Below are 22,807 nucleotides of genomic sequence, written 5' to 3'. Positions count from 1 at the left end.
CTCAAAGGTTGCAACTGGCGGGAAAGCCCAAAATGCTCATCCGCATCGCGCTTGCCAGAAAACTTCTCGTCATCCTCAATGCAAAAGCACGCGGCGCGAGAAGTGAGTTCGCAAATGCAACTTGACCCCCCAGATAGTCGCTCTCCCCCACTCCGTGGGGGGCGAGGAACCCGAGAGCAATGAGGTGGGGCAGCGCGGGGCTTGTTAATTGCATGAGCACCGGAAACATGCAGACATGGCGCCCGATACGGGCGGAGCAGGGACCTTCAGCATGGCGGCGGTAGAAACAGTGCAGCGGGCATCGGGACGCGGCATCTGGGGATGGATGCTGTTCGACTGGGCGGCGCAGCCTTTCTTCACCGTCGTCACCACCTTTATCTTCGGCCCTTACTTCGTCTCGCGCATGGCCAGCGATCCCGAAAGCGGACAGGCCGCCTGGGGTTATGGCATCGCCGCCGCGGGCCTGGTCATCGCCGTCTTGTCGCCGATCCTCGGTTCGATTGCCGACCAGACCGGCCCTCGCAAGCCATGGATCGCCTTCTTCGCCTCGATCAAGATCATCAGCCTTTGCCTGCTGTGGTTCGCCGCTCCCGGTTCGAACCTTTTCCTGGTGGTGCTGTTCTTCTCACTGGCTTCAGTGGCGGCGGAATTCTCGACCGTGTTCAACGATTCGATGATGCCGCGCCTGGTGCCGAAGAGCGAGATCGGCCACATCTCGAATATGGCCTGGGGCCTCGGCTATCTCGGCGGCATGATCGCGCTGATCTTTGTCGTCACCTGCCTGGCGGGTTCGGCGGAGACCGGCAAGACGATCATCGGCATCGACCCGCTGTTCGGGCTCGACCCGAAACTCGGCGAGGACGCACGCGCCACCGGGCCGCTGTCGGCCGGCTGGTATTTCCTATTCATCCTGCCGATGTTCTTGTGCACGCCGGACGCCATCAAAGGCATTCCGATCGTGCCGGCGGTCCGCGAAGGCCTGTCGGAGCTGAAGTCGACACTGACCGAAGTGCGCCAGCGCAGTGGCATCCTTCGCTTCCTTGTCGCTCGCATGATCTATCAGGACGGCGTCAACGCGCTGCTCGCCCTGGGCGGCACATTTGCGGCGGCGATGTTCCACTGGTCGATCACCGAGATCGGCATGTTCGGCATCATCCTCAATGTCGTCGCTATCGTCGGTTGCCTGGTTGCCGCGCGTCTCGACACCGCGCTCGGCTCCAAGACCATCGTGATGATTTCGCTCGTCATGCTCAGCCTCGCCACCATCGGCATCGTTTCGACCGGACCGGGCTACACGCTGTTCGGCGCCTGGATGATGCCGGGAGCCGATAGCGGCGGCCTGTTCGGCACGGCGGCGGAAAAGGCCTACATATTCTACGGCTTGTTGATCGGGCTGGCCTTCGGGCCGGTGCAGGCATCGTCGCGCTCCTATATGGCGCGCAGCGTGACCGCTGCCGAGTCCGGCCGCTATTTCGGCATCTATGCGCTCGCCGGAAGGGCGACCAGTTTCCTGGCGCCGTTCATGGTGGCGTCGATCACGCTCGCCAGCGGCTCGGCGCGGCTCGGTATGGCGGCGATCGTGCTGTTTTTGGGCGTCGGCATCGCGATATTGATCTGGACGCCGTATCCGGCTGATCAGCCAGTGGGGTGACTGCGTTCTTCCTTCCCCCCTTGTGGGGGAAGGTGGCCTCGCGAAGCGAGGTCGGATGAAGGGTGTTCCAGCTTGGCGACAAGTTCGAAATCACCACCGTCCCGTTCCGTCGCGCACCCCTCATCCGTCTCGGCGCTGCGCGCCGATCCACCTTCTCCCACAAGGGGAGAAGGGGAAGAGGCGGCTAATGCCTGAAGTGCCTGACCCCGGTAAACACCATCGCGATGCCATGCTCATCGGCGGCGGCGATGACGTCTTCGTCGCGCATCGAGCCGCCGGGCTGGATGACGGCGGTGGCTCCGGCTTCGATGGCTGAGATCAGCCCATCGGCGAAGGGGAAGAAGGCATCGGAGGCAACCACCGAGCCTTTGGTCAGCGGCTCCGCCAGGCCAGCCGCTTCCGCCGCGTCGAGCGCCTTGCGGGCGGCGATGCGCGAGGAATCGACGCGGCTCATCTGGCCGGCGCCGATGCCGACGGTGGCGCCGTCCTTGGCGTAGACAATTGCGTTCGACTTGACGTGCTTGGCGATGCGGAAGGCGAATTTGAGATCGGCCATCTCAGCCGCTGTCGGCGCGCGCCTGGTCACCACCTTGAGTTCGAGATCGTCGACCACCGCATTGTCGCGGCTCTGGACGAGCATACCGCCGGCGACGGACTTCACCGTGGTGCCGGCAGCGCGCGGATCGGGCAGGCCGCCAGTGACCAGCAGGCGCAAATTCTTCTTGGCGGCAACGATACGGATGGCGTCTTCCGAAGCGTTCGGCGCAATGATCACTTCTGTGAAGGTTTTGACGATCTCCTCCGCCGCCTCGGCATCGAGGATGCGGTTCATGGCGACGATGCCGCCAAAGGCCGAGACCGGATCGCAAGCCAGCGCCCTTGCATAGGCCGCCGTCAGCGAAGCGCCTTCGGCGACGCCGCACGGGTTGGCGTGCTTGATGATCGCAACCGCGGCGCAGCGGTTGGGATCGAACTCGCCGACCAGTTCGAAGGCGGCGTCGGTGTCGTTGATGTTGTTGTAGGACAGCTGCTTGCCCTGCAACTGGCGGGCCGTGGCGACGCCCGGCCGCTTGTCGCCATTGACGTAGAAGCCGGCGCCCTGATGCGGGTTCTCGCCATAGCGCATGACGCTCTCCAGCCGGCCGCCGAAAGCGCGCCAGGTCGGGTGCTCGATCTCCAGCGTCTCGGCGAACCAGCCGGAGATCGCTGCGTCGTAGCTAGCAGTGCGGGCAAAGGCCTTGGCTGCCAGCTTCTTGCGGAAATCCAGCGACAGCGAGCCGATGTTCATTTCCAGCGCATTCAACACCGAGGCGTAGTCGCCGGGATCGGTGACGATGGCGACATAGGCGTGGTTCTTGGCCGAGGCGCGGATCATCGCCGGACCGCCAATGTCGATGTTCTCGACGATCGCGGCATAGTCGGCGCCGGAGCGGCGGACCTCCTCGAACGGGTAGAGATTGGACACGAGGAGATCGATTGGCTCGATGCCGTGATCGTGCATGGCCTTTGCATGTTCGGGATCGTCGCGCACGCCGAGCAGCGCGCCATGCACCGACGGATGCAGCGTCTTGACGCGGCCGTCCATGATCTCGGGAAAGCCGGTCAGCTCGGAAACGTCGCGCACGGCCAGCCCCGCTTCGGCGATCGCTTTTGCCGTGCCGCCGGTCGACACCAGCTCGATGCCGGCCGCAGCCAGGCCTTTGGCGAAGTCGATCAGGCCGGTCTTGTCGAAAACGGAAAGCAGGGCGCGGCGGACCGGAACGAGGTCAGGTGCCGGAATGTTCTTGGCGGCGACGGCCATGGGCTGGCGGCCTTTCAGGGCTGATTGGAGAGCGTTGCCGGGCCGTAGCACATAAGGTCAGGAAATCAAGCCGGAAGCTCTATCAAGCCGGTGCCGGCGACGACGCTCAGTTGTTCTCGGGGTAGCCTGCGATGCCGGTGCGCGTCAGCTGCCAATGCACCTCGGCAATCTCCGAGGCCTTGAAGGCAAGCACGATCTGGCGGCTGCGGCGCGGACCGCCGAGGCCGGCGAAATAGATCGATTCCTCCACCTCCGGCGCCACCTCGGTGCAGGTGAACACCCAGGTGTCGGCCTCGTCGGCGGTCAGCACCAGGCGGTCATGCTCGTCTTGCAGCAGGTTGATGTCGGGATGAATGTGGAAGCGCACCACGACGAAGTCGCGGCCATTGTTGCGGATCGCCGCACCGCCGGGGCGCAGGAAGCGGTCCCGTCCGGCAAGCACATTGCCCTCGCTCGACAGTTTCAGCTCACGCTCATGCTGGAAGCCGAAGCGCTGGACGTAGCCGTCATGGCGGGCGATGAAGCCTTGCGCGCCTTTCTGGTCGATGCGCTTGCACGGCACATGCTGCGGGCCACCGAGCAATGGGGTGCCGAGCAAGTCGTTGACGCGCAGCGAATGGGAAAAGCGCGCCGACGAGGTGTCGTTGATGGTGGCGGTCGAATGCGCCGCGGTGGCGCGGGCCAGAGGCCGGAATTCGGCGGCGCCATAGGTGTCGATACCGGCATTGACGACATAGTGCTGGCGGCCCGAGGACAGTTCGAAGGCCAGGCAACCGGCATGCGCAGCGTTGGAGACGTCGATGGGTGGCGACGCGCCGGTATCGGCAATGACAGTCACGCCGCCCATAGACAGCCGCTCATAGCCGGAATGCGGTGCATGCAGCAGCGGTGCGCCGGCGGTGTCGTCGTGGCGCAATATGGTGGCGATGCGGTCGTGGATGGTTGCGCCCATGCCGTTGAAGCGGGCGAGGCTGCCGTCCTGGTGACGGAAGAAGCGTAGCGCCGGCAGCATGCGGTCGATGGCACCCATAAGGGCTGCCGGTGGCGTTTCGGCCTGGTTGGCATAGGTCTGGCGCAGCGGCAGAAGGTCGGCAAGCAGTTCCAGCACCGCCATCGGGTTGCGCGAAATATGGCCGCCGTCGGGAAGGATCTGGCGGTCGAGTTCTTCCGCCAGATTGCGGGTGGCGCCGCGCAATGCCGAGGCCGGCGCCGGCAGCGACAGCGCGGCGAAGGCAAGCGCGATGCGGGCGCGCAGCCTGTCCTTGCCATCCGGCATTTCGCGCGCCATCGAGCGCAGATAGCGGATCTGCACGGCGAGCGATTTCAGAAAGGCGCGATAGAACGGAAATTCGGCGCCTTGTAGGACAACCGAGGAATGTTGCAGCCAGGCGATGACGCGCTTGGCGGTGGTGCCGGGCTCCCAGGCGATGCCGGATATCTGGTTGCCGTGCATGGCGATCCAGTCGGAAACCAGCGCGCGGGCGTTGGCTGCGGCCAGCTCGGTGCCGGCGGCGCGCATGTGGCGCAGCCAGCGGAAACCGTGCAGCGTTTTCACCCAGCCACGATTGGCAACGTCGATCTGGAACGGCGATTTGCCGCCGGTCTCGACCAGATGGCCCGACAGCGGATAGCGGCCGTAATAGATTTCGAGCGCGATCTGCGGGTCGGCGAGCCTGAGATCCGGCGGCGCAATCAGGACGCGCTCCGGCGTGCGTCCGGAATAGCGCCAGCGATAGACTGGCCCTGCCCGCAGGCGCCGGCGCGTCTTGCGCCAAAACTCCTTAGCGACAAGCGTCCACAGACGTGTCGTACTGCCGGCAGCCAGTGCCAAAACCCCTCCTCGTCGTCCACTTCCCAAGCACAAGCTTATATGATTCAAGAACTTATGCGAAGTCGAATTCGGCCGACGTGAAGGGCTTCACGCTGCCGGCGGCCGGTCAACCCCGAAAAAAGTCGTGCGATTTCCGGGGGTAAAGGCTGCAATCCGGTGTTGTCTTGCAGTTGTAGAGAGAACGAAACTCGCCCAGCAAAAGTTTTGCGGTCGGCCGAACAGCGCAATCGAACATAGGCCACGGCATAGATTCCGGAGTTTGCAGTTCACAACCTGAGCCGACGACCCTAGGCCGCGCGCCGCATGCGGGCGGCGAAGAAGCCGTCCAGGCCGGAAATGCCGGGCGCGCCGAGATCGAGATCGGCCGGTGTGGTGCGCAGCGTGCCCTGGCTGGTCAGGAAAGCATCGATGCCGTCGATCTCGCCCGGCTGCAATGGATCGTCGGCGATGGTTTTGTTTCCGGCCAGAAAGACGCGATAAAGATCTTCGCCTTCGATCGGGTCGAGCGAGCAGTTGGAAAAAACAATCCGACCGCCCGGTTTGACCAAGGTGACGGCGCGGGCGAGCAGCCTTGCCTGCAGGTCGGCAAGCTTTTCGACGTCGGCCATGGTCTTCGTCCACGGCACGTCGGGATGCCGCCGCACCGTGCCGGTGGAAGAGCAGGGCGCGTCGAGCAGCACGGCGTCGAACAGCTCCGCCGGCTGGTATTTCAGCAAATCGGCCTGGACGATTTCCGCCGACAGGCCGAGCCGTTCGAGGTTCTGCGTGAGCCGCGCCAGCCGGTTCTTCGAGGTGTCGACAGCGGTGACCTTTGCGCCGGCAAGGATCAGCTGGGCGGTCTTGCCGCCCGGGGCGGCGCAGAGGTCGGCGACGCGCAGTCCTTTGACATCGCCGAACAGCCGCGCCGGAAAACTGGCGGCGGCGTCCTGAACCCACCAGGCGCCTTCGCCGAAGCCGGGCAGTTCGGTGACGGAGGCGCTGAGCTTTTCCACCCGGATCGTGCCGGTCGGCAGCACCATGCCGCCGAGCTTTTCAGCCCAGAGTTCGGGATCGGCCTTGACGGTGAAGTCGACCGGCGCCTCGACCCGGTGAGCAGCGAGAATCTGCTTCGTCTTGTCGGCGCCATAGGTGGCCTTCAGCCTATCCGAGAACCACTTTGGCGCTTCGTCGGTGGCGGCGAGGGCTGCCGGCAGTTCGGTTTCCTTGGCGCGTGCCAACGTGCGCAGCACGCCGTTGACGAGGCCGGAAAAGCGCTGCGTGCGGGGATCTGACTTGGCGTGTGTCACGGCAAGATCGACGGCGGCGCTGTCGGGAATGTCGAGGAACAGGATCTGCGCCGCTGCGACATGGAGGATGTGCGACAGAGCCGTGGCGTTGGGTGGCAGCGGCTTTTCGAGGCGCTTGGCCAGAAGCCCGGCAATCGTCATGCGGTAGCGCAGCGCGGTGACCAGTATGGCGCGCACCAGGCCACGGTCGCGCAGGTCGAGCGCCTTGTATTGCGGATGGCCGTTCTCGTGGTCGGTCAGCCCGTCGAGCGGCGTGCGCGCATTGATGACAGCGGCAAGCAGCCGCGCCGCCGCCTTGCGCGCGGCAAGACCGGCGACGGGCTCGCCTGCATTGTCTTCACGATTGCCTGAATGTGCGGGCCGGCCTCTGGCTTCGCTCACGACCACGGACCTTTGGGTCCGGTCGGGTTGCGGCCCCACGGGTTGGGCTTTGGCTGTGCCGGTTCGGCCGGCGGCTCAGGCCGCGCCGGCCTGCCCCATGGGCCTTGCTGGCCATCGGAATGCAGATCTTCGGTGGGCTCGGGCGTCGGCATCTGGCGGGGCGCCGGCTGGCTGCCGGCCATGTCGCGCGCCATCGCCTGCAGCGCGGCGATGCGGTTGTCGGTGTTCGGGTGGGTCGAAAACAGGCTGTCCATGCGCTCGCCGTGCAGGGGATTGATGATGAAGAGATGCGCGGTCGCGGGGTTGCGTTCGGCATCCGGGTTGCGGATGCGTTCTGCGCCGCGAGCGATCTTGTCAAGCGCTGATGCCAGCCAAAGCGGATTTCCGACGATTTCGGCGCCGCGTCGGTCGGCCTCGTACTCGCGCGTGCGGCTGACCGCCATCTGCACGATCATGGCGGCGAAGGGCGCGACCAGCATCGCCACCAGCACGCCGACGAAGCCGAACGGATTGTTGTTGTCGCGGCTGCCGCCGAAGAAGAAGGCGAAATTGCCGAGCATCGAGATGGCGCCGGCGAGCGTGGCGACGATGGTCATGGTCAGCGTATCGCGGTGCTGGATGTGGGCGAGCTCATGCGCCATGACCGCCGCCACTTCCTCATGCGAAAGGCGCTCCAGCAGGCCGGTCGAGGCCGCGACGGCGGCGTTCTCGGGATTGCGGCCAGTGGCGAAGGCGTTGGGCTGCGGGTTGTCGATCAGATAGGTCTTCGGCATCGGCAGGCCGGCCTGCTTGGCCAGCGCCTCGACGATGGCGTAAAATTCGGGCGCATTCCTGGCGTCGACCTCGACGGCGTGGTTCATCGACAGCACCATCTTGTCGGCGTTCCAGTAGCTGAACAGGTTGGTGCCGGCGGCGACCAGGAAGGCGATCATCATGCCGCCGGTGCCGCCGATCAGAAAGCCGACGCCCATGAACAGCGCCGTCATCGCGGCAAGTAGCATGGCGGTGCGTAGCGTGCTCATCGTCTGCTCCGTTTGCGGCCGTGGCAAAAAGGGGTCGATCCGGGTGTCATCATCGCTATATGATGGGAAACGCCGCCTCTCGTTTCAATCCGCCGGAACTATCGCATGACCGACGAAACCAGCAAAGCCGACGCCGATCCGGATGGCGCGGCGCCTCCGAAGGACCTGACACCCGCCGCCCGCCGCGCGCTGGCCGAGGCCAAGGCGCGCCGTGACGAGTATCGCCAGAAGGAAGCTGCGCTGCCCAAGGAAATCGGCGGCCGCGGCGGCAAGGAACCCGGCCGCTACGGCGACTGGGAGGTCAAAGGTCTGACCAGCGATTTCTAGGAGTTCGGGAACAGAAGAACTGGGGAACCGGGGAACTGAAGAGTTGAAGAAAAGGCTCGCAGCGCCCGATGTTCCTCAATTCCTCAATTCCTCAATTCCTCAGGCCGCGCTGCGCTGCGGCTCCAAGGTCATCCAGCCCCTGTCATCGACGGCGATGCCTACAGCGTCGTAGCCGGCAATCGCGCTATGCGGCGTCGCCATTGGGTGCTGGTGGGTGGCGCTGATCACCATCACCGACGCTCCTGCCGCCTCGGCCGCCGCGATGCCGGCCGGCGCGTCCTCGAAGACCAGGCAGTCGCCGATATCGACGCCGAGGCGTTTTGCCGCCAGCAGGAAACAGTCGGGCGCCGGCTTGCCGTGCGAAACATCCTCGCCCGCGACCATCAGCGCCGGAACCGGGATGCCAGCCGCCTGCATGCGCAGCAGCGCCAGCGGGCGCGGCGCCGAGGTGACGATCGCCCAGCGCTCGGGCGGCAGCGCGTTGAGGAACGGCACGGCGCCGGCGATCGGCAGCACGCCTTCGACATCGTCCGATTCGGCCTGCAACAGCACATGCGCCTCGTGGACCGGGTCGACACCGGGAAGCGCCAGCCTGGTGATGGTCTCGACCGCGCGCACGCCGTGGATCGTCGGCAGGAAGGCTTCGACGTCGAGACCGTGCCTAAGCGCCCACGCTGCCCAGACCCGCTCGGCCGAAGCAATCGAATTGAGCACCGTGCCATCCATATCGAAGAGGAAGGCGGCGAATTTTCTGCCTGCAAACATAAAGATTTTCCAATAGGGTCAGGGAGCGTTTCAGGAGGGTCAAAACATGTCGCTCGACCGTAACGTCGCCACGCCCGCCTGGGAAGGCGGGGGCGGTCCTTTTCGATAGTTCCAGGGAACCATGGTCCCGCTTCTGGCGTTGAGCAAAACTGTTTTCCACGAGATCGAGGGGGAATTGCGATGCTGATCCGGCTTGGCTACGAAATCGCCATTGACTGTGTGGATGCTACGCCGGTCATCTCCCTTCTCGAGATCCATGCGGACCGGCAAGCCGACATCAAGCGGCAGACGCGCGTGCTGACCTCGCCTTCAGTGCCGAGCAAGGTCTATCACGACCTGTTCGGCAATGCCTGCCGCCGCTTTGTCGCGCCCGCCGGCAATTTCCGTATCCTCTACGACGCTGCCGTCGAGGACAGCGGCGAGCCCGATGCGGTCAACACGCTGGCTAGGGAAGTGCCTGTGGCCGAACTGCCGGACGATGTGCTCGGCTATCTCCTCGGCAGCCGCTATTGCGAGACCGACCATCTGAGCGGGCTGGCCTGGCAGCTTTTCGGCCATCTGCCGTCCGGCTGGGCGCGGGTGCAGGCGATCGTCGACTATGTTCATAACCGGCTGTCCTTTGGCTATGGCTATGCCCGTCCGACGCGCACGGCCGCACAGGCGAATGAGGAGCGGGTCGGTGTCTGCCGCGACTTCGCCCATCTGGCGATCACGCTCTGCCGTTGCATGAATATCCCGGCCCGCTATGTGAACGGCTATCTCGGCGACATTGGCGTGCCGGTCGATCCGGCGCCGATGGATTTCTCGGCCTGGATGGAAGTCTACCTCGACGGCAAGTGGTACACGTTCGACCCCCGCCACAACACGCCCAGGATCGGCCGCGTCGTCATCGCGCGCGGCCGCGACGCCACGGATGTGCCGCTGCTGCACAGTTTCGGCCCGCATCGGCTCAGCCTGTTCAAGGTCTGGACCTATGAGCAGGAAGGCAAGCTGTTCAATCCGCCCCATCACGGCGTCGACAAGACCGTCAGCGCGCACATGCTCGCATAGAGCGGTTCCTGGCCCGGATTCTGATCCGCTTCGACACACTGCATCCTCCGGACATCTGTGCCGGATCGGGACCGGCATTCGGCACGCAGTGGATCATGGTAAGCACCTCGTAAACGAAGTCGCTTGCGTGAATTTCCGTTTACCGCCCGTTCACTTTACTGCGATGCAGAACCCAGCAAAAACAATGGCTTGAATGATAGTTGGCTGCTTTCGCGGAGGCAACACGCGATCCGGCCGAAATCCTGCATTGGCCTTCCCGCGGCGACTGGGCCGAGGCGAACGGAGGCGGAAGGATGCGGAATTACGGGGGTCTTATTCAGGCGGCAGGTGTTTTCACCAGGGATCGCAGTGGAAGTTTCGCGGTGCTGTTCGGCCTTGCCGCTTCGGTCCTGGCGCTCAGCGTCGGCTTTGCCGTCAACATCTCCCAGATTTACAACGCCAAATCGAGCCTGCAGGGCGCGGTCGATGCCGCCGTTACCTCCACGGCGCGCGACCTGACCACCGGGGTGATCAGGGAAGCCGATGCCAACAAGTCGGTGCAGGCCTTTCTCGACGGCAACAGCATGGCCGGCATACTGCAAGCCAACCAGATCGTTCTCGACAAGCTCACCGTCGACAGGGCCGCCAACACGGTCACGGCCGACGCCCACGTCGATGTCGGGCTCTACTTTCCGCTGTTCAGCGTCGGCGACATGCAGCGCGTCGGTGCTTCCACCTCCGCGCTCTATTCGGACAAGCAGGTCGAGATCGCCATGATGCTCGACATAACGGGATCGATGGCGAAGCGGGGCAGTGTCGACAAGATCGGCGATCTGAAGGCCGCAGCGAAAAACGCCGTCCAGACGATGCTGCGGAACCAGGATCCGAAGAACCCCCGCATCCGCGTCGCGATCGTGCCTTACGCATCTGGCGTGAACGCCGGCAAGCTGGCGGAAAACGTCTATGCCGAGAAGGCAGGCAGTTCTGAACTGCCGCCTGTCGCCGGCAGTTCGCTTCTCGTCGCCGAGACGGGCAAGAACCTGCTGCCGTCCTTCAGCGACTATATCTCCATTGTTGGCGCGGCGGTGCCAAACCCCGATAATTGCGCCACGGAGCGCAAGGACAAAAACGGCAATGCCGATTTGAGCGCCGATGGCCCGGATACGATTCGCACGGACAAGAGCGGCAAGAAATATTATGCCCTGGTCAACCGGGATGATCATCTCGGTGGCGGAGGCATGAACAGGTGCCCCGATGCGGAAGTGATCCCGCTGACTGCCGATTCCGGGGTATTGCTCGATGCGATCGACGACTTCCGGGCCGATGGTTATACGGCCGGCGCGATCGCCATTCAGTGGACCTATTATATGCTGTCGCCGCAATGGCGTACCGCGATCAAGAATGCGGGTCTCGGCAAGGGTGCGGCGGATGCCAATGCCAAGAAGATTGCCAAGGTCGCGATCCTGATGACCGATGGCCAGTTCAACACCGCCTTCGCCGGCGCCGCCGGCAACTACAACAGCCAAGGCAACCTTACGCGCAGCAACGCCCAATCACTGTGCGGCAATATGAAAAATGACGGCATCGAGATTTTCACCATCGGCTTTGATCTAAACGACAAGGCCATGTCGGCAACCGAGCGAGACCAGGCAAAGGCGGTGCTGAAGGACTGTTCGTCGAAAGACACTTCCGCCGCCAATCATTATTTCGAGGCGTCCACCGGAGCAGAATTGGACGCCGCCTTTCAGGAAATCATCAGCAGCACCGAAAAGGTCGCACTGACCCAGTAACGCTCCAAAGGAAAAGGCCGCCGCTTCTTGACGAAGCCGGCGGCCTTCCGTGTTTCCGTCCATGGCGCGGCCGATGGCGGCGACCGAAGTCACCCACCGCGCTTCTCGCGCCTTAACGGGAAGACTGCTTCCCGAAAGTGCAATCCGCTGAGGCCACGTTCTGGAAAACGAAATCACTCGACATCGGATCACCTCCTTTCGATTTGTTGAACACGCCATCATGATGGGGTGCGTTGCAGCAAAAGACAAGATGCCGGTTTGAAATAGCCGGCGGGCTGGCTTTTCCGGGCCGGGTTGCGATCGGCCGTCCAGCCGGGCAAACTCCCGCTGGGAGACCAGCATTGGGAGGAATGGCATGGAGGCAGCCGAAAAGGCCGCGCGCATCGTCCGAACGGTGATCGAGACGCTGAAGCCGGGTTTTGCCGTCAGGCTGTGGACCGGCGAGCGGATCGGCCCTGCCACCGGTCCGGTGCTGACCATCAACGACCAGGACATCGTCTGGCAGGTGGTGAAGCGTCCATCGTTGTCGACACTGATCGAGATGTGGATTTCCAAGACGATAGACATCGAAGACGGGACGATTTTCGATTTCTACGCCCTGCCGTCGCAAGGCAAGCTCAGAACCAAGATCAAGTCGCTGCCGAAGCTGGCGATCCTGCGCGACCTGCCGGCGGTGCTCTTGTCACGCAAACAGATGAGTGCGCGGACCGATCTGTCGGGGCGCAATCCCTATGTCAGCGGCTCGAGCCAGGAGGCGATCCAGCATCACTACGATATCTCGAATGCCTTCTACCGGCTCTTCCTCGACGAGCGCATGGTCTACAGCTGCGGCTACTTCACGGATTTCGCCAACGGCATCGATCAGGCGCAGGCCGACAAGCTCGACCATATCTGCCGCAAGCTCCGGCTGAAGCCGGGCGAAAAGCTGCTCGACATTGGCTGCGGCTGGGGCGCCATGCTGATTCATGCGGCAAAGCATTACGGCGTCGTCGGCCACGGCGTGTCGCTGTCGCAGGCGCAGACCGATCTTGCCCGCGAGCGCATCCGCGCCGAGGGGCTGGAAGACCGCATCACCATCGAGATCAAATCCTATGCGGAGCTCGAAGGCAGCTTCGACAAGATATCCTCGATCGGCATGTTCGAGCATCTCGGGCTCGCCAACCACGCCACCTATTTCAAGACCATCCATCGCCTGCTCAAGCCGGGCGGCATCTATCTGCACCACGCCATCACAAGGCGCAGCAAGGGGGATTTGAAGAAGACCTTGCGCAAGGGGCCGGAGTTCAAGGCGCTGCTCAAATACATTTTCCCCGGCGGCGAACTCGACACGATCGGCATGACGCTGGGCAATTTCGAGGCGCATGGCTTCCTGGTCTATGACGTCGAGAATTTGCGCGAACACTATGCGCGCACCTGCCGGCTGTGGGCCGAACGGCTGCAGGCCCGTTTCGACGAGGCGGTCGCCGAAGTCGGAGAGGCCAAGGCGCGGCTGTGGCTGCTCTATCTCACCGGCTGTTCGATCACCTTCGAGCGCGCCTCGGCACAGATTTTCCAGACCGTCGTCACCAAACGCGCGCGCGGTCCGAGCGGCCTGCCGCCGACACGGGCGGATTTGTATCGTTAGTGATCTGTCTGATCCGGGACTGGCCCGGCGCTAATCCCGAACGAACCGCATCGGCGCGCCGATCTCGACGCTGGCTGGCCTGTCTACCGTGCAATAGACGCCGAGATTATGGGCGTTGTGGCGGACCAGATTGCGCAGGATGCCAGGGTCGTGGTCGAAGCCTTCCTGGGAGATGATGGTGAAGCCGCAGCGGCGGCATGGTGCCGAGATGGTCACCAGCAGGTCGCCGATGGCGAGCTTGCGGCCGATCCATTCGGTCTCGGGAAACGAACCTTCAACCGCCGCCATGTCGACGACGATGTTGGGGCGGAAGCGGCGCGTGTCGGGGGAGCCTTCCGGATGCAGCGCCTTCAGCCGCGCCAGCGATGCGGTGGTCAAGAGATGGATCGGCGCCTTGCGGTAGCGCTCGGCGGTCAGCGGGCCGGTGTAGCCGGCCGCGTTATCCTGGCTGAACGGCCGGATCGAGGCAGCGAAGCCGAGATAGGCCGAGATGGCGCGGTCGCATTCAGCACCTGGTGCTGCCAGCCAGTCGCCGTCGGGAACGGCGATCTCAAGCTTCCGGTCGTTGGTGAGCCTGGTGCGGATGCGCGGCACCTTGTGCCATTTCGCGTCGCGATCGGGCCGCGCGATCTCGTTGTCCGAGACATCGACGAGGCCGAACAGCCGGTCACCGCCGATGGTCTCAAGGCCGACCGAAATGGCGTCCCGGCGCTCGCCGGCAAGCGAGCTTGCCGGGTAACGCCAGAGCTCCGTAACCGCCCCCAGTGCAGTCATCAAACGCGTCAGCTCTTCTTGTTCTGGCGGTTGGCGATCAGGTCGTCGACCACGGCCGGGTCAGCCAGTGTCGAGGTGTCGCCAAGTGCGGAAAAATCGTCCTCGGCGATCTTGCGCAGGATGCGGCGCATGATCTTGCCGGAGCGGGTTTTCGGCAGGCCGGGAGCGAACTGGAGCTTGTCGGGCGACGCGATGGCGCCGATCTCCTTGCGGACATGGGCGACGAGCTCCTTGCGCAGCTCCTCGGTCGGTTCCACGCCTTTCATCAAGGTGACGTAGCTGTAGATTCCCTGGCCCTTGATGTCGTGGGGATAGCCGACGACGGCGGCCTCCGAAACCTTGTCATGGCTGACCAGTGCCGATTCGACTTCCGCCGTGCCCATGCGGTGGCCGGAGACGTTGATGACGTCGTCGACGCGGCCGGTGATCCAGTAATAGCCATCGGCGTCGCGCCGGCAGCCGTCGCCGGTAAAGTATTTGCCCTTGTAGGTGGAGAAATAGGTCTGCACGAAGCGGTCGTGGTCGCCATAGACGGTGCGCATCATGCCCGGCCAGGAATCGGTGATGCAGAGATTGCCGTCGGCGGCACCCTCCAGCACCTTGCCCTCGCCGTCGACCAGCTGCGGCTTGACGCCGAAGAAGGGCCGCGTCGCCGAGCCGGCCTTGAGGTCGGTGGCGCCGGGCAACGGTGTGATCAGAATGCCGCCGGTTTCGGTCTGCCACCAGGTGTCGACGATCGGCACCTTGCCGTTGCCGACGACGTTGAAATACCACTGCCAGGCTTCCGGGTTGATCGGCTCGCCGACCGAGCCCAGCACGCGCAGCGATTTGCGCGATGTCTTCTTCACCGGTTCGTCGCCGGCGCCCATCAGCGCACGCAGCGCCGTCGGCGCGGTGTAGAAGATGTTGACCTTGTGCTTGTCGATGACTTCCCAGAAGCGCGACTGCGAGGGGTAGTTCGGCACACCCTCGAACATCAGCGTGGTGGCGCCGTTGGCGAGCGGGCCATAGACGATGTAGCTGTGGCCAGTGACCCAGCCGACATCGGCGGTGCACCAGTAGATGTCGCCGTCATGGTAGTCGAAGACATATTGGTGCGTCATCGAGGCATAGACGAGATAGCCGGCGGTGGTGTGCAGCACGCCCTTCGGCTTGCCGGTCGAGCCCGATGTGTAGAGGATGAACAGCGGATCCTCGGCTTTCATCTTCTCCGGCTTGCAGTCCGCCTTCACGGTGGCGATCTCGTCATGGTACCAGACGTCGCGGCCCTGGACCCAGCCGGTCTTGCCGCCGGTGCGGCGCACGACCACCACCTTTTCGACCTTGGTGCCGGCCTTGGCCGCGATCTCGATCGCCTTGTCGGTGTTGTCCTTCAGCGGAATCGGTTTGCCGCCGCGCAGCCCTTCATCGGCGGTGATGACGAAGGTCGACTTGCAGTCGTCGATGCGGCCGGCCAGCGCGTCCGGCGAGAAGCCGCCGAAGACGATCGAATGGATGGCGCCAATCCGCGTACAGGCCAGCATCGCATAAGCGGCCTCCGGGATCATCGGCATGTAGATGGTGACGCGGTCGCCCTTCTTGACGCCGTGCTTCTTCATCACATTGGCCAGCCGGCAGACGTGCTCGCAAAGCTCGTTATAGGTGATTTTCTTGTCGTCGTAGGGGTTATCGCCTTCCCAGATGATGGCGGTCTGGTTGCCGCGCTTCTTCAGATGGCGATCGATGCAGTTGTAGGAGACGTTGGTCTCGCCGTCCTCGAACCATTTGATCGAGACCTTGCCGTCGAAGGAGGTGTTCTTGACCTTGCTGAACGGCTTGAACCAGTCGATGCGCTTGCCGTGCTTGCCCCAGAACTTGTCCGGATTTTTCACGCTGTCGGCATACCATTTCAGGTAGGTGTCGTTGTCGATCAGCGCGTTCTTCTTCCACGCCGGCTGGACGCGGTGGACATGAACCTCGGACATTTCTTCACTTCCTCCCCAAACTATCCGCCGATTTGATGATTGGCGGGATCGCGGCGATGCGGCCGCGAATTCGCGCGCATTATTAACAGTTCCGGCATGACGGCAACATTAGACGTTGGATTCGCGCGGCGGGATGCCGCAGCCGTGGATTCAGCGGCTGTCAGCACTCTGCCAAGGTCGCTGCTAACTGCATGTTTTAGCGTAGAAAATGCCCGCGACGATCAAAAAAAATCAATAGACAGTTAAGCAAGTGAGCGCAGAATCCAACATTGGGAGGAAAGGAGATCGACGCAGGGGGCTGCAATGCGTGACCATGCCGAAATGGACTTGATGCTCAAAGGCTATGGGCTGACCACGGCCAAGATTCTCTATCACTTCCCCGACCACCCGCACCTGCTGCAGAGCTTCATCTGGCAGGATTACGATCTGGCACCGAAATTCCCGGTGCTGGTCCGCTTCATCGAATTCTGGCAGGCCAAGCTCGACGGCCCGCTGCATTCGGTGACCTACACGCACCAGAAGCTGATCGCACCGAATGAGTGGCGGAAGGTCGATGGGGAGTTCGTGCTGCATTAGGGCGGCGCGCTTGATCTCCCCCCTTGAGGGGGAGATGGCCGCAAAGCGGCCAGAGGGGTCGTCTCGCATAGGGCGCCGACGCCTTAGAATACAAAGATGAAGTCGGCACTCCACGCGCGGCGACCCCCTCTGTCGCCTTCGGCGACATCTCCCCCTCGAGGGGGGAGATTGGGCAGTGTCAGCAATCACACCACCGGCGGATTGAGCCGGGCGAACCCTTCCTGGCGGCGATACGGGAAGTACGGGTAGGGCGCGGTAACCTCGCTTGCCGCGTCGAGCTTCCCGATCTGCTCCGGCGTCAGCGACCAGCCGACGGCGCCGAGGTTCTGGCGCAGCTGTTCCTCGTTGCGGGCGCCGATGATGACGGAAGACACGGTCGGGCGCCGCAACAGCCAGTTGATGGCGATCTGCGGGACGGTCTTGCCGGTTTCTTCGGCCACCGCGTCGAGCGCATCCATGACCCGATAGAGATGCTCGTTGGCGACCGGCGGGCCGAAATCGGCGGTATCGTGCAGCCGGCTCTTTTCCGGCAGGGGCTGGCCACGGCGGATCTTGCCGGTCAGCCGGCCCCAGCCGAGCGGGCTCCAGACCAACGCGCCGACACCCTGGTCGAGGCCGAGCGGCATCAGCTCCCACTCATAGTCGCGGCCGACCAGCGAGTAGTAAACCTGATGCGCGGCGTAGCGGGGATAACCGTGCTTGTCGGCTTCCGCCAGCGACTTCATCACTTGCCAGCCGGAGAAGTTGGAGACGCCGACATAGCGCAGCTTGCCGGCGCGTACGAGATCGTCCAGCGTCGACAGCACTTCCTCGATTGGTGTGCCGGCGTCGAAGGCGTGCAGCTGCAAAAGGTCGATGTAATCGGTGCCGAGGCGCTTCAGTGCCGCGTCGACGGATTTGATCAGGCGCGAGCGCGACGAGCCGTAATCGGCTGGCCCATCGCCCATCGGCAGCGAGGTCTTGGTAGAGATCAACACGGCGTCGCGGCGGCCCTTGATGGCTTCGCCCAGCACCTCTTCGGAAGCGCCATTCGAATAGACATCGGCCGTGTCGAACAGATTGACGCCGGCCTCGAGACAGATGTCGATCAGCCGACGCGCCTCCTTGGCGTCGCTGTTGCCCCAGGCGCCGAACAGCGGGCCGGAGCCACCGAAAGTGCCGGCGCCGAAGGAGAGTGCGGGCACTTTCAGGCCCGATGCGCCGAGACGTCGATAATCCATTTTATGTCCTTTCAAAGTGTGAACCGAAGCAGCGATGCGTCGCTCAGTTTTTGACCAGTGTGGCGAGGTCGATGGCGTCGGCCATGGCCTGGTTTCCCTCGTCACCCGGATGCAGATGGTCGCCGGAATCGAATTTGGGCAGCAGACGTGTTGGATGCGCCGGATCGCGCAGGAGGAGATCGAAATCGACCACGGCATCGAAGGCGCCGCTGGTGCGGATCCAGTTGTTGACCTTTTGGCGCAGCGCATCCTTTTCCGCCGTATAGTAGGCATCGAGCGGCGTCCCGCTCAATGCGCCTTCGAAGGGCGTCAGCGTGGCGCCGACAATGCTGAGATTGTGGGCGTGGGCCTGGGCGGCGAGCTGCAGGTATGCGCTCGTCAAGGTTTCGAAAGCGGGCAGGGATTTTTCGCGCACGAAGGGCGTGCCTGGCCAGCTGATGTCGTTGATGCCGATGAGCAGGATCACCGCCTTGACGCCGGGCTGGGCCAGGACATCGCGGTCGAAGCGGGCGGATGCCTTCACGCCCATGGCGTCGTCCAGCAGCCTGGCGCCGGATATGCCGGCGTTGAGCACCGCAACCTGTTTCGGGACGAGGCGAGCGGCCAGGAAATCGGGCCAGCGGTTGTCGGCATCCAGAGTGGCGCCGGCGCCGTCGGTGATCGAATCGCCGATAGCGACGACAGCGCCGTCGTTTGCGGGTGCGTCGACCAGGATTTCGCTGAGCAGGATGCGTGCGTCGGTGGTCTGCGTGGCCGCGAACGCGTCCGAAGCCGTCTGGTTGCCGTTGCCGATATAGGCGGTCTGCTTGCCATCCCAATGGAAGGTGGCGAGCGGCGTTTCCTGCGGCAGATAGACCGAGACCGAAAGCCGGCTCAAGGCATCGAGCGGCAGGTCCACCGGGTCGCTGATCAGAGACGTGCCCGGCGCGATTGCGGCCTTGGCCTGTCCGCCAAAGGTCAGCACGCGATCAGTGCCGGCGACGATTTTCGATCCCTCACCGGCGACTGCCACATGGGCCCCGCCGATCTGGACCGGCGTGGCGGCATACTCGTTCGACAGGACGACGCGGAATTTCTCGCCACCGAGGCTGATCCGGACCGCCTGGCGAATGGTCTGGTTCTCAAGTTGCGGCGGTATCTTCACCGGCAAGGCAAAATCGGCGCCCCACGTCGATTGCGGACTGGCCAGCCAGGTGCCGACCCACCCTTGCCTTTCGCCGGCTATCGCCGGATCGAACATCAACGACGCCGCCAGGGCGATAGGAACGAGCCTCAAATGCCTGACCGCATTGGCAAGGATGGCGTAGCGAACCGGATCTCTGCTGTTGGTCACAACGGTTTCTCCTGTTGGGTGCGTGTCTTGGCTTCTGTCGGGTCGAGATGTTTCGGAGCCGCGGTCACTCCGCGGCGCTTGGGCAGACGGCGGCCGGCACCAATCGCTCGCCGTTTCTGTCGAGGCGCAGCGCCAGGGCGGCGACGCCGAGTGCCGCGACCGGCAGCAAGGCGGCGACCCAGGTCAGCGCGCCGAGGCCGAGGCCATGGGCAATCACCGCGCCGCCGAGCCAGGCGCCGGCGGCATTGCCGAGATTAAAGGCGGCGATGTTGAAGGACGAGGCGAGGCTCTGGCCGGCACCTTGCGCCTTTTCCAGCACCCACATCTGCAGCGGCGCTACGGTGGCGAAGGCTGCGGCACCCAGCAGGCCGACATAGATCACGGCCAGGACCTGGCTGTGGGCGGCAAAGGTCATGGTTGCCAGCACCAGCGCCAGCACCACGAGGCTGCCGAGCACCGCCGGTACCAGCCAGCGGTCGGCGACCTTGCCGCCAAGCAGATTGCCGGCGATGAGACCGCCGCCGAAGACGAGCAGGATCGGCGACACGGCCGCTTCCTTGAAGCCGCTGATCTCGGTGAGCAATGGGGCGATGTAGGTGAAGACGGCGAAGACGCCGGCATAGCCGAGCACGGTGGTGGCAAGGCCAAGCAGCACCGGCGTGCGGCGCAGCACGGCGAGGTCGGCGCGCAAATTGGTCTTCTCGGGCGCCGTCTGGCTGCGCGGCACCAGAAGGAGGATGACGGCGAAGGCTGCCAGACCGACCAGGGTTACTGCCCAGAAGGTGGCGCGCCAGCCGAAGGCCTGGCCGAGCCATGTGCCGAAGGGGACGCCGAGAATGTTGGCGATGGTCAGGCCGGTGAACATCAGCGCGATCGCCGAGGCCTTCTTGTTGGGGGCGACCAGGCCGGTGGCGACCACCGAGCCGACGCCGAAGAAGGTGCCATGGGCAAAGGCGGTGATGATGCGGGCGCCCATCAGCGTCCAGTAGTCTGGCGCCAGCGCACAGGCGAGGTTGCCAATCGTGAAGACGGCCATCAGGGCCAAGAGCACGGTCTTGCGCGGCCAGTTGCCGGTGGCGATGGTCAACAGCGGTGCGCCGATGACGACGCCAAGTGCATAGCCTGAAATCAGCTGGCCGGCGGCCGAGATCGAGACGCCGAGATCTTTGCTGACATCGATCAGCAGGCCCATGATGACGAATTCGGTGACACCGATGCCGAAGGCGCCGGCGGCGAGGGCATAGAGAGCAAGAGGCATGGCGGTTTCCACTTCCAAGACGATGAGCGCCTTGTCCAATCCGCGCCCCGACCCAAGAGATCGTGCACCCACGCCTTGTGAACCAGACTTGCCTTAGGCATATTTCCTGTGAAATAGATTCACAGATGGCCAGGCCCGACATCAACCGCTCCGGCGAGATCGAAGTGTTCGTGCGCGTTGTCGAGGCGGGCAGCTTTTCGGCTGCCGCTCGCGCGCTGCGCATGACGCCGTCGGCGGTCAGCAAACTGATCGCGCGGCTGGAGGCAAGGCTCGGGGCGCGGCTGGTCAGCCGCTCGACGCGCAAGCTGCAGCTGACGCCGGAAGGGACGGCCTTCTACGACAGCGGGCTGCGCATCCTGGCCGACATGGCGGCGGCCGAGCGCGAGGCCGCCGTGGGTGCGGCACCGCGCGGACGGCTGCGCGTCAACAGCTATGTGCCCTTCGGGGTGCACCGGCTGATTCCGCTGCTGCCGCGCTTCCTCGAACGCTACCCCGAGATCTCGGTCGATTTGGTGCTGACCGACAGCGTCATCGACCTGATGCAGGAGCGCGCCGACGTCGCCATCCGCGCCGGTCCGCTCGGCGAATCGCGGCTGGTGGCGCGCAAGCTCGGGCAATGCCGGATGGTGGTCGTTGCAGCACCGTCCTACCTCGTCACACATGGCACGCCACTGACACCTGCCGATCTCGACCGGCACAATCGCATGGCTTTCGGCTTTGTCCGGCATGTCGATGGCTGGCAGTTTGTCGACGCAGCCGGCAACGCCGTCACGGTGCCGATAATGGGAAACACGGTGGTCAGCGATGGTGAGTCGATGCGGCTGATGGCGGTTGCCGGCGCCGGCATCGCCCGGCTGGCACATTGGCATGTGGCTGATGACATTGCGGCGGGCCGGCTGACGGCGCTGCTGGAGGATTTCAATCCGGGCGACGAGGAGCCTAGCCACGCCGTCTATGTCGGCCAGGGCCGGCATTTGCCGGCACGGGTGCGGGCCTTTCTCGACTTTCTGGTTGAGAGCGTGCGGATGGCCTGACAGACGTTCGGGAGCCAAATGGCTCCCGAAGCATCAGGCCGGGATGCGCCTACATCTTCGGCACGAAAGGCGCCGGGCGGCGGCCGGCGCCCTGACGCTCCAGCATCCAGCCGGGATATTCGGCCGGCAGCGAGCTCACCTCATCGAGCTTGGCAAGATCGTCGGCATCGAGCTTCAGCTCGGTGGCAGCAAGGTTCTGTTCGAGCTGCTCCATGCGGCTGGCGCCGATGATGACGCTCATGACGAAGGGTTTGGCCAAGACATAGCCGAGCGCCACCGTGGCGACGCTGACGTCGTGCTTCTTGGCGATGTCGCGCATGACGGCGACAGCTGCCCAAGCGCGATCCTCATTGACCGGCGGGAAGTTGAAGGCGACGCGGCGGCCTTCGCCATTGCCGGGCGCACCGGGGCCGTATTTGCCCGACAGCAGGCCACCGGCCATCGGCGACCACACCATCAGCCCGAGCTTTTCCTCGTTGATGAGCGGCACGATCTCGCGCTCGAGGTCGCGGCCGGCGATCGAATAATAGGACTGAATGGTCTCGAAGCGGGAAAAGCCCTTGCGCTCGGCAATGCCCAGCGCTTTGGCGATGCGCCAGGCCTGCCAGTTGGAGACGCCGACATAGCGGACCTTGCCACTGGCGACGAGATCGTCGAGCGCCCGCAGCGTCTCGTGGATCGGCGTCACCGCGTCGGTGCCGTGCAACTGGTAGAGATCGATATGGCCGAGCTGCAGCCGCTCCAGGCTGCCCTCGACCGAGTCCATGATGTGGCCGCGCGACGAGCCGCGCTCGTTCGGGCCCTGGCCCATGGCGCCGTGGACTTTGGTGGCGATGATGACGTCGGAGCGCTTGACACCGAGATCCCTCAGCGACTGGCCGAGCAGACGCTCGGACTGGCCGACGGAATAGACGTCGGCGGTGTCGAAGAAATTGACGCCGGCGGCGATGGAGCGGGCAACGATGTCGTTGACGCCCCTCTGGTCGAGGCTGGCGATCAGGCCCCATTGGGCATTCTCGCCGGCGGCGCCGAAAGTCATGGTGCCGAGGCAAAGTTCGGAGACGAACATCCCCGTATTACCGAGTTGGTTGTAGCGCATGGTGGCGGCTCCCGCAGAATTATGATGACGCCAAGCAAATAG

18 protein-coding genes and 1 pseudogene are annotated in these 22,807 nt (G+C 64.0%); 8 read left to right on the top strand and 11 right to left on the bottom strand.

The features are described from left to right. Both AC04SG_RS26635 and AC04SG_RS26630 read left to right on the top strand, forming a co-directional pair. Positions 1–125: pseudogene (locus AC04SG_RS26635) on the top strand (IS110 family transposase); the annotation flags it as partial. A 110-nt stretch (positions 126–235) separates the two neighbouring features. Then, complete coding sequence (locus AC04SG_RS26630; protein WP_488553465.1) at positions 236–1,651, top strand: MFS transporter; 1,416 nt, start codon at positions 236–238, stop codon at positions 1,649–1,651. Positions 1,652–1,835: 184 nt separating this feature from the next. Here the strand turns inward: AC04SG_RS26630 and purH are convergent, their stop codons facing one another. From purH to htpX, 4 genes are all read right to left on the bottom strand, one after another. Beyond that, positions 1,836–3,452, bottom strand: coding sequence for a bifunctional phosphoribosylaminoimidazolecarboxamide formyltransferase/IMP cyclohydrolase (gene purH, locus AC04SG_RS26625; RefSeq protein WP_488553464.1), 1,617 nt, complete (start codon positions 3,450–3,452; stop codon positions 1,836–1,838). Positions 3,453–3,558: 106 nt separating this feature from the next. Beyond that, positions 3,559–5,283, bottom strand: coding sequence for a heparinase II/III family protein (locus tag AC04SG_RS26620; RefSeq protein WP_352586573.1), 1,725 nt, complete (start codon positions 5,281–5,283; stop codon positions 3,559–3,561). Between the two features lie 287 nt (positions 5,284–5,570). Then, on the bottom strand, positions 5,571–6,956 hold the full coding sequence (locus AC04SG_RS26615) for an RsmB/NOP family class I SAM-dependent RNA methyltransferase (protein ID WP_488553463.1): 1,386 nt from the start codon (positions 6,954–6,956) through the stop codon (positions 5,571–5,573). Next, on the bottom strand, positions 6,947–7,972 hold the full coding sequence (gene htpX, locus AC04SG_RS26610; RefSeq protein WP_488553462.1) for a zinc metalloprotease HtpX: 1,026 nt from the start codon (positions 7,970–7,972) through the stop codon (positions 6,947–6,949). The genes AC04SG_RS26615 and htpX overlap by 10 nt, the downstream gene beginning before the upstream one ends. Positions 7,973–8,077: 105 nt before the next feature. Here htpX and AC04SG_RS26605 point away from each other — a divergent pair, with 105 nt between their 5' ends. Further along, on the top strand, positions 8,078–8,299 hold the full coding sequence (locus AC04SG_RS26605; protein WP_192254948.1) for a DUF1674 domain-containing protein: 222 nt from the start codon (positions 8,078–8,080) through the stop codon (positions 8,297–8,299). 99 nt (positions 8,300–8,398) lie between these two features. On the opposite strand, the gene AC04SG_RS26600 is transcribed toward AC04SG_RS26605, so the two are convergent. Then, positions 8,399–9,064, bottom strand: a complete 666-nt coding sequence (locus AC04SG_RS26600) for an HAD-IA family hydrolase (RefSeq protein ID WP_488553461.1) — start codon at positions 9,062–9,064, stop codon at positions 8,399–8,401. A gap of 180 nt (positions 9,065–9,244) precedes the next feature. Between AC04SG_RS26600 and AC04SG_RS26595 the strand changes: the two genes are divergently transcribed. From AC04SG_RS26595 to AC04SG_RS26585, 3 genes are all read left to right on the top strand, one after another. Continuing rightward, complete coding sequence (locus tag AC04SG_RS26595; RefSeq protein ID WP_488553460.1) at positions 9,245–10,114, top strand: transglutaminase-like domain-containing protein; 870 nt, start codon at positions 9,245–9,247, stop codon at positions 10,112–10,114. A 293-nt stretch (positions 10,115–10,407) separates the two neighbouring features. Next, the gene (locus tag AC04SG_RS26590; RefSeq protein WP_488553459.1) at positions 10,408–11,883 is read left to right on the top strand and encodes a TadE/TadG family type IV pilus assembly protein; all 1,476 of its coding nucleotides are present in this window, start codon (positions 10,408–10,410) and stop codon (positions 11,881–11,883) included. Positions 11,884–12,238: 355 nt separating this feature from the next. Beyond that, positions 12,239–13,507, top strand: a complete 1,269-nt coding sequence (locus AC04SG_RS26585; protein WP_488553458.1) for a class I SAM-dependent methyltransferase — start codon at positions 12,239–12,241, stop codon at positions 13,505–13,507. A gap of 30 nt (positions 13,508–13,537) precedes the next feature. Here AC04SG_RS26585 and AC04SG_RS26580 read toward each other — a convergent pair whose 3' ends face one another. Both AC04SG_RS26580 and acs read right to left on the bottom strand, forming a co-directional pair. Continuing rightward, positions 13,538–14,281 (bottom strand): MOSC domain-containing protein, encoded by a 744-nt coding sequence (locus AC04SG_RS26580; protein ID WP_488553457.1) that lies wholly within the window; start codon positions 14,279–14,281, stop codon positions 13,538–13,540. A gap of 8 nt (positions 14,282–14,289) precedes the next feature. Next, entirely contained in the window at positions 14,290–16,245 is a 1,956-nt protein-coding gene (acs, locus tag AC04SG_RS26575) for an acetate--CoA ligase (RefSeq protein ID WP_488553456.1), read from the bottom strand. Between the two features lie 303 nt (positions 16,246–16,548). Between acs and AC04SG_RS26570 the strand changes: the two genes are divergently transcribed. Next, positions 16,549–16,821, top strand: coding sequence for an usg protein (locus AC04SG_RS26570; RefSeq protein ID WP_352556825.1), 273 nt, complete (start codon positions 16,549–16,551; stop codon positions 16,819–16,821). A 185-nt stretch (positions 16,822–17,006) separates the two neighbouring features. On the opposite strand, the gene AC04SG_RS26565 is transcribed toward AC04SG_RS26570, so the two are convergent. The 3 genes from AC04SG_RS26565 to AC04SG_RS26555 all read right to left on the bottom strand — a co-directional run bounded on the left by AC04SG_RS26565 (position 17,007) and on the right by AC04SG_RS26555 (position 20,632). Beyond that, a complete protein-coding gene (locus tag AC04SG_RS26565; RefSeq protein ID WP_488553455.1) occupies positions 17,007–18,041 on the bottom strand; it encodes an aldo/keto reductase in 1,035 nt (344 codons plus the stop codon). Positions 18,042–18,084: 43 nt separating this feature from the next. Continuing rightward, a complete protein-coding gene (locus AC04SG_RS26560; RefSeq protein WP_488553454.1) occupies positions 18,085–19,374 on the bottom strand; it encodes an SGNH/GDSL hydrolase family protein in 1,290 nt (429 codons plus the stop codon). Between the two features lie 64 nt (positions 19,375–19,438). Beyond that, entirely contained in the window at positions 19,439–20,632 is a 1,194-nt protein-coding gene (locus AC04SG_RS26555) for an MFS transporter (RefSeq protein WP_488553453.1), read from the bottom strand. A 125-nt stretch (positions 20,633–20,757) separates the two neighbouring features. Between AC04SG_RS26555 and AC04SG_RS26550 the strand changes: the two genes are divergently transcribed. Beyond that, complete coding sequence (locus tag AC04SG_RS26550) at positions 20,758–21,666, top strand: LysR family transcriptional regulator (protein ID WP_488553452.1); 909 nt, start codon at positions 20,758–20,760, stop codon at positions 21,664–21,666. Between the two features lie 49 nt (positions 21,667–21,715). Here the strand turns inward: AC04SG_RS26550 and AC04SG_RS26545 are convergent, their stop codons facing one another. Beyond that, positions 21,716–22,765 (bottom strand): aldo/keto reductase, encoded by a 1,050-nt coding sequence (locus AC04SG_RS26545; RefSeq protein WP_488553451.1) that lies wholly within the window; start codon positions 22,763–22,765, stop codon positions 21,716–21,718. Between the last annotated feature and the right edge of the window lie 42 nt (positions 22,766–22,807).

This window comes from Mesorhizobium sp. CNPSo 4684 (genome assembly GCF_057784315.1).
This window is presented reverse-complemented; position numbering and strand designations above follow the sequence as displayed.

Coding starts and splice junctions, on each gene's coding strand:
- AC04SG_RS26565 (WP_488553455.1), bottom strand. CDS start 18,041: ATGGATTATCGACGTCTCGGCGCATCGGGCCTGAAAGTGCCCGCACTC.
- AC04SG_RS26570 (WP_352556825.1), top strand. CDS start 16,549: ATGCGTGACCATGCCGAAATGGACTTGATGCTCAAAGGCTATGGGCTG.
- acs (WP_488553456.1), bottom strand. CDS start 16,245: ATGTCCGAGGTTCATGTCCACCGCGTCCAGCCGGCGTGGAAGAAGAAC.
- AC04SG_RS26600 (WP_488553461.1), bottom strand. CDS start 9,064: ATGTTTGCAGGCAGAAAATTCGCCGCCTTCCTCTTCGATATGGATGGC.
- AC04SG_RS26555 (WP_488553453.1), bottom strand. CDS start 20,632: ATGCCTCTTGCTCTCTATGCCCTCGCCGCCGGCGCCTTCGGCATCGGT.
- purH (WP_488553464.1), bottom strand. CDS start 3,452: ATGGCCGTCGCCGCCAAGAACATTCCGGCACCTGACCTCGTTCCGGTC.
- AC04SG_RS26595 (WP_488553460.1), top strand. CDS start 9,245: ATGCTGATCCGGCTTGGCTACGAAATCGCCATTGACTGTGTGGATGCT.
- AC04SG_RS26550 (WP_488553452.1), top strand. CDS start 20,758: ATGGCCAGGCCCGACATCAACCGCTCCGGCGAGATCGAAGTGTTCGTG.
- AC04SG_RS26605 (WP_192254948.1), top strand. CDS start 8,078: ATGACCGACGAAACCAGCAAAGCCGACGCCGATCCGGATGGCGCGGCG.
- AC04SG_RS26580 (WP_488553457.1), bottom strand. CDS start 14,281: ATGACTGCACTGGGGGCGGTTACGGAGCTCTGGCGTTACCCGGCAAGC.
- htpX (WP_488553462.1), bottom strand. CDS start 7,972: ATGAGCACGCTACGCACCGCCATGCTACTTGCCGCGATGACGGCGCTG.
- AC04SG_RS26630 (WP_488553465.1), top strand. CDS start 236: ATGGCGCCCGATACGGGCGGAGCAGGGACCTTCAGCATGGCGGCGGTA.
- AC04SG_RS26585 (WP_488553458.1), top strand. CDS start 12,239: ATGGAGGCAGCCGAAAAGGCCGCGCGCATCGTCCGAACGGTGATCGAG.
- AC04SG_RS26590 (WP_488553459.1), top strand. CDS start 10,408: ATGCGGAATTACGGGGGTCTTATTCAGGCGGCAGGTGTTTTCACCAGG.
- AC04SG_RS26545 (WP_488553451.1), bottom strand. CDS start 22,765: ATGCGCTACAACCAACTCGGTAATACGGGGATGTTCGTCTCCGAACTT.